General features: G+C 34.9%; 10 protein-coding genes. 6 read left to right on the top strand and 4 right to left on the bottom strand.

Annotated elements, in window-relative coordinates:
- The first annotated feature begins 16 nt into the window (after nt 1-16).
- From nagA to QLQ94_RS23165, 6 genes are all read left to right on the top strand, one after another.
- Complete coding sequence (gene nagA / locus QLQ94_RS23140; protein WP_427402464.1) at nt 17-1,156, top strand: N-acetylglucosamine-6-phosphate deacetylase; 1,140 nt, start codon at nt 17-19, stop codon at nt 1,154-1,156.
- Between the two features lies 1 nt (nt 1,157).
- Nucleotides 1,158-2,087, top strand: coding sequence for a DMT family transporter (locus QLQ94_RS23145; protein WP_427402465.1), 930 nt, complete (start codon nt 1,158-1,160; stop codon nt 2,085-2,087).
- 236 nt (nt 2,088-2,323) lie between these two features.
- Nucleotides 2,324-4,261, top strand: a complete 1,938-nt coding sequence (gene nagB, locus QLQ94_RS23150; protein WP_482498669.1) for a glucosamine-6-phosphate deaminase — start codon at nt 2,324-2,326, stop codon at nt 4,259-4,261.
- A gap of 265 nt (nt 4,262-4,526) precedes the next feature.
- Nucleotides 4,527-5,765: a hypothetical protein gene (locus tag QLQ94_RS23155; RefSeq protein WP_271338297.1), complete on the top strand. Its 1,239-nt coding sequence runs from the start codon at nt 4,527-4,529 to the stop codon at nt 5,763-5,765.
- A complete protein-coding gene (locus QLQ94_RS23160) occupies nt 5,756-6,784 on the top strand; it encodes a PQQ-binding-like beta-propeller repeat protein (RefSeq protein WP_271338296.1) in 1,029 nt (342 codons plus the stop codon). The genes QLQ94_RS23155 and QLQ94_RS23160 overlap by 10 nt, the downstream gene beginning before the upstream one ends.
- A gap of 279 nt (nt 6,785-7,063) precedes the next feature.
- Nucleotides 7,064-8,116 (top strand): hypothetical protein, encoded by a 1,053-nt coding sequence (locus QLQ94_RS23165; RefSeq protein WP_482498671.1) that lies wholly within the window; start codon nt 7,064-7,066, stop codon nt 8,114-8,116.
- Between the two features lie 49 nt (nt 8,117-8,165).
- On the opposite strand, the gene QLQ94_RS23170 is transcribed toward QLQ94_RS23165, so the two are convergent.
- From QLQ94_RS23170 to QLQ94_RS23185, 4 genes are all read right to left on the bottom strand, one after another.
- Nucleotides 8,166-9,410, bottom strand: a complete 1,245-nt coding sequence (locus tag QLQ94_RS23170) for an MFS transporter (protein ID WP_482498673.1) — start codon at nt 9,408-9,410, stop codon at nt 8,166-8,168.
- 20 nt (nt 9,411-9,430) lie between these two features.
- Nucleotides 9,431-9,658: a hypothetical protein gene (locus QLQ94_RS23175; protein ID WP_482498675.1), complete on the bottom strand. Its 228-nt coding sequence runs from the start codon at nt 9,656-9,658 to the stop codon at nt 9,431-9,433.
- Nucleotides 9,659-9,664: 6 nt separating this feature from the next.
- The gene (locus QLQ94_RS23180; RefSeq protein WP_271338292.1) at nt 9,665-10,261 is read right to left on the bottom strand and encodes a TetR/AcrR family transcriptional regulator; all 597 of its coding nucleotides are present in this window, start codon (nt 10,259-10,261) and stop codon (nt 9,665-9,667) included.
- A 449-nt stretch (nt 10,262-10,710) separates the two neighbouring features.
- Entirely contained in the window at nt 10,711-12,165 is a 1,455-nt protein-coding gene (locus QLQ94_RS23185) for a glycosyltransferase family 2 protein (protein WP_271338291.1), read from the bottom strand.
- Nucleotides 12,166-12,630 lie beyond the last annotated feature (465 nt).

The raw sequence follows: 12,630 nt of genomic DNA on the forward strand, positions 1-12,630 counted from the left end.
GAAATAAAATTAAAAAATGAAACAAGCGATTATCAATACAACCGTACACACAGGAGATGAAATCATCGAAAACGGAGTTATTATCATCGAAAATGGAAAAATTATATCCGTACAAAAAGAAATCCCAGATGTTATTGAAACGATTGATTTAAAAGGAAAACATATTGCTGCGGGTTTTATCGATATTCAGATCAACGGAGGAGAAAAACTGTATTTCAGTCAAACTCCAACCGAAGAAACGATTCAGGATATGTATGATGCAAGCCTAAAACATGGAACTACACAAGTACTTGCGTGTTTGATCTCTTCTTCGCATGAAACAATTCTTCAGGGAATTGAAGCCGTTCGCAATTATAGAAAAAAACACCATAATGGCGTAATCGGAATGCATTTGGAAGGACCGTTTTTGAATCCGTTAAAACGTGGTGCGCATAGTATTGATCAGGTTCGTAAACCAACGAACGGTGAGCTTGAAGAAATTATAAGACTTGGAAAAGATGTTATAAAAGTGATCACGATTGCACCGGAATGTTTTACAGACGAGCAACTGAATATGTTGTTAAAAAGTGACATTCAAATCTCAATTGGACATTCTACAGTTACGTACAAAGAAGCACAGGTTTACTTTTCGAAAGGTATAAAACTGGTAACCCATTTATTTAATGCGATGACACAATTTGGGCATCGCGAACCGGGTTTAGTGGGTGCCACTTTTGAAAACGAAAATGTATATGCTCCAGTAATTCTTGATGGTGCACATTGCGATTATGCGGCGGCAAAATTAGCGTACAAACTCAAACAAGACAAATTCTTTTTGATTAGTGACGCCACATTTTTAGGCCGAAAGGTTGAAAACTTTAAATGGGATAATTTCGATGCACATCTTGACAATGGTTTTTACAGAAACGACGACGGAAATCTGGCAGGAGCAACAATCTCAATGTTAGAAGCAGTTCAAAATGCCTATAATCATCTTGATGTTTCGGCAGACGAAGCTATTAAAATGGCTACTTCGCGCGTTGCAAGTGCGATTGGTTTACAAGATCAATTCGGAAAAATAAAAGAAGGATTTCCTGCCACTTTTGTACAATTTAATGACGATTTATCTGAAATAGAAACGTTGGATTTTTCTAAAAACAAAACTACTATTTCATAAAATGATCAAAGAAAAAATGCTTCCGATTACTGCTAAAATCAAGGAATTTAAAATCATTATTGCCGGAATATTATTTGCCTTTTTATGGGCATCTGCATCAACGGCAACCAAAATTGGTTTGCATGCCGCACAGCCTTTTGTGATTTCTATTTTCAGGTTTATAATAGCCGGAAGCATTATGCTTTTCATTTCTCATATCGTAATGGCAAAACGATTTCCTCAAAAAAAAGAGTGGGTTCAGATCAGTATTTATGGTTTGTTTAACATCACTATTTATTTGGGGTTGTATGTCATTGCCATGCAAAAAGTATCCGCCGGTTTGGGAAGTCTGGCTGTAGCAACTAATCCTGTTTTTATTGTTTTGATCTCGGCTATTTGGTTATCGCATAAAATCAAGTTCAAAAACATTCTTAGTTTACTGCTGTGTTTTATTGGTGTATTTCTAGCGGCTTATCCTCTATTACAAAACAGTTTTGCAACTCCCGGCGGCATACTTATTTTAGTTACAAGTATGATTGCCTATTCATTAGGAACAATTTATTATTCCAGACAAAACTGGAACGGATTACACATTCTTACCATCAATGGGTGGCAAACCATTATTGGAGCTGTGTTTCTGCTTCCGGTTTTATTTTTAACGTATGAACCTGATAAAAATGTTTTCGACAGCGATTTTTGGTTTTCGACTTCTTGGCTGGCAATTGCGGTTTCTATTGGTGCGGTTCAGTTTTGGTTGTATTTATTAAAAAACAATCCAATCAAAGCTTCATATTGGCTTTTTCTTTGTCCGATATTCGGATTTTTGATTGCGTATTTTGTGGTCGATGAACCACTTACTTTGTATACGCTTTTTGGAGTTGCATTTGTCATCATCGGATTGTATACTACCCTTTCTTCTGATAAAAAAATTATTAAACACATAGAAACATAGATTTAGAAACAAATAAAAAGTGCTGCCAATTAGCTCCGGAGGAGCGTAATATTTATAGCCAATTATTAGCATTCACAAAAGCTCCGGAGGAGTGTAATATCTCAAACATTTATATTGTTATAAAAATATGTCACCCCGCTGGGGTTCATATAAGACAACCCGAATTTCTATAAATATAACGTCCCGATGGGACTTGTCCTATTCTAAAATTAAATAACCAAATAAAATTAATAAAAATGGAAACTGATCTAGAAACCAAACCTGATATCAGCTATAAAAGCGCGGGAAAATTTGAAGAGACCAGATTTGAAAAAATCCACAATGAAATCTTCAGAAATTCTACAGAAGCTTCGATAATTGTAGCGCAGGAAATCGCGCAATTAATTAGATCTAAACAAGAAAAAGGAAAATCTTGCGTATTAGGTTTAGCAACAGGTTCTTCTCCTATCAAAGTTTATGAAGAATTAGTGAGAATGCACAAAGAAGAAGGATTAAGTTTTAGCAATGTAATCACTTTTAATCTGGATGAGTATTATCCAATGACCAAAGAGAACAATCAGAGTTATCATTATTTCATGCACCAGCATCTTTTTAACCATATTGATATCAAACCGGAGAACGTTAATATTCCTGATGGCACTGTAAATATTGAGGAATTAAATCAATATTGCATCGACTATGAAATGAATATTAAAAATGCCGGAGGACTTGATTTTCAATTATTAGGAATTGGCCGTACCGGTCACGTAGGTTTTAACGAACCGGGATCACACGTCAATTCAGGAACCAGGATTATTACACTGGATCATATTACAAGAGTAGACGCTTCATCAGATTTTAATGGTATCGACAACGTTCCTAAAAGAGCGATTACCATGGGAGTTTCAACCATCATGAGATCTAAAAGAATCGTATTAATGGCCTGGGGACAAAACAAAGCCGATATCATCAAGAGAACTATTCAGGGAGATATCAGTTCAGAAGTTCCTGCTACATTTTTACAAAACCATCCTAATGCAACATTTGTATTAGACCAGTCTGCAGCATCAGAATTAACGCGTTTCAAAACGCCATGGCTAGTGGGAGAATGCATCTGGAATCAGGAATTAAAAAGCAAAGCGATTGTTTGGTTGTGCCAAAAAACAAAACAATCAATATTAAAATTAACAGACAGAGATTACAACAATAACGGAATGTCTGATCTTTTGGCGCAGGAAGGTTCTGCTTATGATCTTAATATCAATATGTTCAACGTATTGCAGCATACCATCACAGGATGGCCGGGTGGAAAACCCAATACCGACGATTCGCATCGTCCGGAAAGAGCCAATCCAGCAAAAAAACGAGTGATACTTTTTAGTCCACATCCGGATGATGATGTGATTTCTATGGGAGGAACTTTTTCAAAATTGATAAAACAAGGTCACGATGTACATGTCGTATATCAAACCTCCGGAAATATAGCTGTTACAGACGATGAAGCATTAAAGTTTGCTGAGGTTGCCAAGGATTTTGTTGGCGAAGCCGGCAGCGGAATCAACTTCAAATCGGTAATTGAGTTTTTAAACAGTAAATCAGAAAACCAAATTGATTCTCTTGAAGTTCGCAAATTAAAAGGACTTATTCGTAGAAGAGAATCGTATGCAGCTACAAGATACATTGGATTAAAAGATGCCAATACACACTTTCTAGATCTTCCGTTTTACGAAACAGGACAGGTAAAGAAAAACCCGTTAGGAGTTGAAGATATAGCCATTGTAAAAGACATTATTGCAAAAATAAAACCACATCAGGTTTTTGCAGCAGGAGATCTTGCAGATCCGCACGGAACACATGAAGTTTGTCTGAACGCGATTTTTGCAGCAATGAAAGAATTGAAACCGGAGAAATACATGGACGATTGCTGGCTTTGGTTGTACAGAGGTGCGTGGCACGAATGGGACATTCACGAAATTGATATGGCCGTTCCGCTTTCTCCATCAGAAGTATTATTGAAGCGTCATGCCATTTTATACCATCAGTCTCAAAAAGACAGAGTAATGTTTCAAGGGAATGACTCCAGAGAATTCTGGGTGAGAGCCGAAGACCGCAACAAAAATACAGCAATTCTATACGATGACTTAGGATTGGCAGAATACGAAGCAATCGAAGCTTTTAAACGTTTTGATTACTAAAACAGTCACTATGTATTAAATATACCTTTCAGGTTTTGTACAAAATCAAAATATTTTTAATCAAATTTAAAAGTGTATATTCTAATACATTTTTACCTTCGTTTTAGCAACAAATAAAAATGGAAACAAATAATTATACAGTTACAAAACCCTACTTTTTGAAGAAAATAAAATCGCAATTTTCTGTCAATATTCTTGTTTTTAATAATGATATTGATAGTTTTGCGTTTTATAATTAAAACCCCAAATTTAACCTACAAACCCTATGAGAAAAACCATTTCTTATTTTTTGCCATTGGCATTATTTGCAGCCGTACTTGTTGGCTGCAGCGATGATGATTCAAAAGGCGACAATTACAAAGCCAATTATTTACCCAGCATTGATGCCACTACTTTACCTCAGGGAAACCGTCCGATGACGATGTTTGAAGACGATGAAAGCTCTTCAAAAATGTATGATAATAAAGACCGTTGGTTTCGCGTAAATCAACCGATGCAAATCATTCAAAAAGGAAAAGATTCCGTACAAGTTTCACTCTATTCTCCGGTTGGACTCAGCAATGTAAAAGTCTATGCAAAATTGGCCAATTATGACAAGCGTTTTTTGATTTATGAATTTTCTAAAGTTCCGGCTTTTCATCGTTCATTTCACCAACTTCCTTTGGTTGAAGGCAAACATGATTACGAGTTAGAGAACGGAAAAACGGTTACGATTGATAAAATTGGCGGATTTTCTTCCGGAGCGATCGAATTTTCTGTAGAATCAGATGATCCATTATTTGCTAAATTCAAGAAAATTAAATCAAATCGACTAGTACAATTCAGCACGCAGTACCATCTTAATAATCCTGCTGATGATCCTAATAAATATTTACCGATGAATCCTGTTTTGGCTAAAGAAGCGATCACAATGATCATCAATTTCTCATATGCCATTAGTCATCCTTTGTATTATGATACATTCATGAATTTTGACCGATACAAAAAAGAACAGGCTATAACGGCCGGAACAGAAATAAATGGAGCCTTAAACTGGCACGGAAATGCTGATGATGTCGATGGCGTTTATGATTATCTGACAAAAGCTCAAATCGAACAAACGTATAATACTTATATTGATAGCCGTACACTGAATATGGCAATGGTTGGCGGAGGTTCTGCCTGGGGCGGAGGTGCTTTGGCATCGCAATGGGAATCCGGATATGTAACGGGACACTGGAATGGCGAAATGTCTGTCTGGTCTCATGAATATTCTCATCATAGTGGTTACAGTCACAGCAGTAATTTAGCCAATAGCGGCCAAGGTGGAGGTCAGCAGGAGATGTTAACCGATTTGTATAAATACCTGATTTCTTTAAATGATCTTCCGTTTACAGATCCTGATATATTAAAAGGATATATGAAGACCAAATACTTAACAGGAACTTATAGAAAACCTGTCTTTAAAATTAATCCTAAAAATACGTTTTTGGTAAAATACAAAGGAGAAGGAAAATGGAACTAACCTACAAAACTATCATGAATAAAACACCTTTTTTAATACTTTTACTTTGCCTGTTTACCAATTGCAGCAAAGATTCTGCAGACGGAAACCCATCCAGTTACGATTACTTCTACCCTACTGATGAAGCAACGATAACTGCAGCTCAAATTGGAACGGGAACAGGAACTTTAGACCCGAAAGGGATCACGATTGCTAACGAAAAATTGTATGTAGCAAATGGTGATGTACTTGAAATTTTCAACGCTGTAACTTTGGCACATATCAAGACCATTGCAGAATATAAAAAAGGAACTACAACTATTCCGTTTACAAAGATTTCTTCTGTTGCGGTTGACAATGGCCGAATTTATATTGGAAGTGTTGATTCAAGACTTTTTGTAATGGATGAAAATACAAATGCCGGAATCAGTACTGTTGGAAACGGTCAATGGTGGAATACTTTTGTACACGTTTTTGGTGTTGTGGTAAAAGACGGATTAGTTTTCGTAAAAGAAAAAGAAACGTCTATTAAAGTTTTAGAAACTTCTCAAATCACTGAAACCAGTACCTGGGATTTAAAACCAATTGCTAAATTAAATACTTTAAACGGTTTTGATCAGGTATATTCGTTGGATGTTGAAGCAGGGAACTTAGTGGTAGCAGGAAGAGATGCAAAAAGCTATTTGTACTATAATATTGCAGGTATAAAAGCCAATGCGACCGCTTCAATCACAGAACCATTAAAACCGGTTACCGAAACTTTTAATGCTAAGCCTATTGCGATTAGTTTTAGTAAAGACTGGGCAATTACTTCAGAAAACTCCGGAAGCCTGAATTATTTACGTCTTTATCCTAAAGCAGACTTTATGGCCCGCAACTATACTGCAAGTGTAAATGTTTCTGATGTTTTAGGAACGAACCCATTTGGTACTATTGTAAGTGTTGCACAACTTAACGATCGTTTGTTTTTGTCTGATAACACGAATAAAACAATTAGGGTTCTTAAGCTTAATAAATCAGCAATTGCTGAGCAGAATTAAGCTTGTTTAATTCTATTAATAACGTAAAAGGGAATAGTTCAACACTATTCCCTTTCTTTATTTTAGAACTTTTTGATCTAAAAAGAGCAACGACTATTAAAACTTTTGCAATTGCGTGTAGGCAATGCCATTAAGTTAAGGAATGAGTAAATAGGCAAAGAAAATAGTTTGTCATCTGGACAAGATGCCGAGTTTACAGGACTAAAAAAATCAGTTAATAAATAGTCTAATACATTCGTAAAATTGCTACTTTTAAGGGTAAAAAGGATACCACACTTTATGTTAAAAAAATATAGCTCACTAATTATTTTTGCTGTAATAGAAATTATTATAACATTAATAAGTTTCAGTTATTTGATCAAAAATAATTCAACTTTACTTTCTGCATCAACTGCATTATTTCTGGTCGTAACGCCTTTATTATATTATGTATTGACCAGAAAAAAACAAACTGAATTTACTTTTTGGTTTGTTTTGTATTCTGTTTTTAAAATTACTCCTTATGTCTTCAAAATGGAGGGCAATTTTTTTGAAGGGCTTTTTCAGTTGAAGATATATTTCAACATTGCATTTCTAATCTACTTAATATGGAAAGCTTTTCAGTTTATAAAAAACTTCAGAAAGACTTTAAAACAAAAAAACAACATCGAACAGGATGATTATTCTATCATTTCGAATTCTTTGCAGGAAGCCATAAAATTTAAAAAACTAGCAAAGATGATCTCTTTTGAAGTTTGTTCTTTTTATTATTGTTTTATAAAGTGGAGAAGAAATAATAATGATAATAATACTGGAAATAGTTTTTCAGGTTATAAAGAAAGCGGTATGAGTGCCGTTTATATCGGTTTAATGCTTGTTTCGGTTTTTGAAGCAGTTGGTTTGCATTTCCTGCTCATCTCCTGGAATAAAACGGTTTCTCTACTTTTACTTGTTCTTCATGTTTATATTTTAATCAATCTGATTGGTCACTTGAAAGCCGTTTTTTTTAGAAGTCATCTTGTTTTATCTCAAAAAATTATAATCCGATACGGACTTTTCGATACTTTAGAAATACCTTTTGACCTACTCCATTCCATACAAAAATTTGAAGGAGATTATGAAAAAAGCAGCGAACTTGTAAAATTTGCATTACTGGGAAAGTTAGAACCTCATAATATTGCTATCGAATTAAGAGATAAAATATTTGTTAGTTTACCTTTTGGAATTACAAAACAACCATCAAGAATATTACTTTACATCGATAATGCCAAAGATTTTCTTAAAGTAATCAAAGACAAAATCGAAGAGGATAACAGACAAACAGTATCGCTACAATTAGAAAAAAGCATGTAAAATTGAATCAATCTCACATGCTTTTTATTAAAAAATTAAACTAAGGATCTTAAATTTTTACTTTGTCCTTATTTTTTATCAGCTGATTTACTCTCCAAATTAATACTATTGAAACGGCTGTAATCACAGCAATTACATATCCCAGGATATCATAATTTTCCAACGGGGAAGTTTTCGTTTTTTGCTGTACAATATATCCGGCACAAACGGCCGCGATTCCACCCGCGATTTGCTGTAAAGAAGACGAGATTGACATATAGGCTCCACGATCCTCTAAGCCGGGAATAGCGGTATTTAGTGTTGTTGCAGGAATCATACGGCTCATGATTCCCATAAACAAAATCATATTGATGACTACGATTTCCCATAGCGGAATAGGATTCAGGTTCGTATAAATTAAAATCATAATGATAGAAATTACTGAACCTGCTGTAAACAATTTGAATTTGCTGACTTTATCACTTAATTTTCCAACTAAAGGCATGATAAATAATACTGAAAGTCCTGTAAAGAAGAATACCATTGGCAGTTCGAGCTGGCTAATGTGAATGTTGTTGACCAAAAAGGCGCTCCCAAAAGGCTGTAACATAAAACCTCCAACAGATAGAAATGCAATTGAAGCAAAACCTACCTGATATTGTTTATTGCTTAGTGTATGCCAAAGATGCAGAAAAGGATTTTTATCTGATTGTACCTCTAAGTGTTTCGTGATAGGCTGCATCTGGGTTATAATAGCAAGAAGAATAAAAACACCTAAAACGGCGATCATAATAAATGCGGAATGCCATCCCCAGTGATTTGCAAAATACAAACCAACCGGAATTCCTAAAATCTGACTTGTTGCAAACGCCATTTGTATGAATCCCATAACGCGGCCTCTTTGATGAATAACAAATAAATCTGTTACAATCGCCAAGGAAACAGATCCAATAACACCACCAAAAAGTCCGGTAACAATTCTTGCCATAAGCAGCATGTGGTAACTTGTAGAAAAGGCACAGAAAACCGTACCGATGATGAATCCTGTATAAAAGAAAATCAAAAGTTTTTTTCGGTCAAACCGGTCTGCAAAACCTGCTGCCAATAGTCCTGAAATTCCTGCACTGAAAGCATAAGCAGAAACGGCAAAACCAAAGTTTGACGTTGTCATATCAAGGTGTTTCATTAAGATATCTCCTAACGGAGAAATGACCATAAAATCAAGTATTACAGTAAACTGCAAAAGTGCCAGAATAGCGATGATAATTTTTTGGTTAAAAGTAAAAGCGGGGCTGTCCCCTATTGTTTTTTCCATATAAACTGGTTTTTTTTTTATTAATTTAATTCCTGGCATTCGTGCCCAAAATCGTTGATCATTCCTATGATGGCGTCAGGTTTTAATACATCTGAAACTACTCGAAGTACGCAATCGACATCTTCGCAATCAATGCTCCATTGCTGTATATTCGAATCACTATCCAACGTTTTGCGCATCTCGCAGGCTGGGTCTATATTTTTAATATCTGTTTTAAAAATATGTATGGCATTTAAATTTGTTCCCATAATTTTTCATGGTATTAATCCTTTTATGGTTCGGCTAAAAGCTTCTTTCATAATTTCTTTGGTAAGCTTAAATGGCTTTCCTCCCATACTCTTACCCTCAGTATGCAAGTTCAACAGCGTGTATAATGGTCCGTAAGCGACAGACCAAAATGCTTCAAATGTCATGGGAACCAGTTCTTTGTTACGAAGACCGTTTTCCATAAACTCAGTCATAGTTTTTCTAAAATCTGCAAACTCTTTAATCGAATCGAGAATGATTTCTGAGTGAGGGGAATGTTTGATGATTTCAAAAAAAGCAACTTCCTTTGGGTATTTCATGGTAAATGCCGCGCGGTTTTCCCATTGCTTCCATAATCCTTCCTCAAACGACATTTCGGGTGAAAAGTTTTTTACCGTACTGGTAAAATATTTGAGTGCAGTTATGGCACCTATTTTTTGTATTAAATCATCTTTGTCTTTGTAGTAAATGTATAAAGTGCCTACAGAAATCGAACAAGCTTTCGCCAGCTTATTCATGCTGAAACCCTGAAATCCGTCACGTACAATCTGATCAATTGCCATTTCGATTACCAACTTTTCCTTGTCTGCATCTCTAATTCTCATACTCTTTTTTTGCAAATATAAAACAATAAATGAATGAACATTCTTTTATTAATTGTTTTTTTTAATTTATTTTTATTGACAAACCCGACAGGTTTTTGAAACCTGTCGGGTTAAGAATGCGGTTCAAATAATCTTAATTATAAAAACATAGCGAACGGTTTCAACCGTTTGGTCACAATATCAAACAAGAAACGCCGCAAAGAAAATCAGCAATCTTTGCCGAGTTTCTTTTGTGATCTCTCCCTCTGGTCGAGATGACAAAAGAAACGAATATTATCATGCAAATGAGTACCTTAGCCCGATATAAATGGAAATTCTTTTTAATTCCATTTAATCAGTGGCTATAAAAACTCATCACATTTAATCCCATAAAAAAACTCCTGTTCAGGTGAACAGGAGTTTCAAAAACAAAATCTAATTTCTATTTCTAATTCTAATATTTAAAATTTTTAAACTAAACCACGTGTTAACCAACCTCTTTTATTGGCTGTAACAATGGCATATGGTGTAATCCAGAATAAGCTGAAGGTGTAAAAAACACTGTATGAATACGCCCAAAGCGAATCAGACAAATTGTATCTTTTAGCATAAAACAAAACTGGAAAACTTGATACTATTAATATTCCTAAAAGCGTTGAACTCAAAAACAATAACGGATGTATAGCAATAAAAAAGAACATAAAAAGCATAAACGGATATGCCATAACGATTCTTAATGCCTGATTTAACCATAAAAGTCTTGAACCAAATTTAGATCCTTCTCTAAAATCTGTAAATACATATTTCGCCATTGCAATGTTTTCACGCACATTACTTCTGCTCCATCTGATAAACATTTTGTATAATCCTGTATATTCCTCAGGAACGTTTGTCAGTACATAAGCATTTCTCTGAAACACTACATGCTGTCCTTGTTTCAGGATCATATTGGTCATCGCACGATCTTCACCAATGTCAGACGGCTGTCCCATAAAAGTTTGGTTAATCCATTCGTCAAGACAAGCAAATACAGCCGTTTTACGATATGCTGCCGCTGCACCCGGAGTACAAAGCACAGATCCTAATTTACTTTCTGCAGAACGCATGAATTCAAAACTCATTACAAAACTTACGTTAAGCATTTTTGGCAATATGGCTTTTTTACTATTCAGTACATGCACGTTTCCAGCAACTGCCCCACATTTTTCATCAACTACAAACGGGCTAACCAAATTTCTAAGTGTATCTTTTTTAACGATCGAATCACTATCTACCGTTACAAAAATTTCTCCCGTTCCTAATTCAAATCCACGGTATAAGGCGTGACGTTTTCCTGCGTTTACAGGTTGTTGAAAAATAGTCAAACGGTCCCCTAATTTTATTTTCGCCTGTTGCATCCAGTACCATGTATCATCTTTACTTCCGTCATCAACAGCTAATATTTCTAATTTATGCGCAGGAAAATCACTATCTGCCAAACTCAATAAAGTATCCCAAACCAGTTTCCCTTCATTATACGCCGGAACAATTACCGTAACGGTTGGCAACATTTCGTCTGAAACTGATTCGATTGGTTTGTATTTAAAATACAAGTATAAATTATACAGGAAAACTCCCGTCTGAAAGAAAAACAATACTCCCGCAATAATCAAAAACGGAAGTCCCCAACTTGAATTCAATCGGTCAATCTGAAACTGATCAAAGTCATCTTGTAAATGGTAAACCGAGTAAGCTCCAACAAACATAAGGATAAATGTACTTATCAATACAAATAAACCAAACTTACTTTTGGTGCGCTCGCTCACTTTTTTTGATGAAGAAGTCGAGTTGTTAATACGAAAAATGGAACTTTTTAAGGCTTGTTCGTTATTACTATTTGGGCTCGAAGTATAAAATTGTTCTGATGTTAAGGTTTCACTTTTCATATGACACTACTTTTTGATTGCTTGCTATGGGCTTTTACTTATGATTTGTTTTCTTTCCGATTCATTATTTTCATTTATCGAAAAAGAATTTACATATTCCCAATTTGCAAGCGTTGTGCCATTGTCATTTTTTACTGTTTTTCAGCGAATTAACTATTTTACCTATTTTATAAGTGTGTAATTTTTATACATTTTCAAGATACAGTATACAGTTTTATTGGATTTTCGCAGGCTTTTGAGGTTGAGGTTTGGTGTGTTTGAATACCTCGAAATTTACTAAAAACGATTTTTGGAGTTTATCATCATCATCCTGATGTATAATTTTTATTCTAAAAAAGTAAAATAAATGACATTTACCGCAAAGTGCGCAATCCCGATAGCTCAATGTCATTAAGTTAAGCTTTTAAAAATAAAATTATTACAAATCAAATCCGTTTTTATCTGCGTTTTTACGAAGTAAATCTG

This window comes from Flavobacterium sp. B114r (assembly GCF_056824125.1).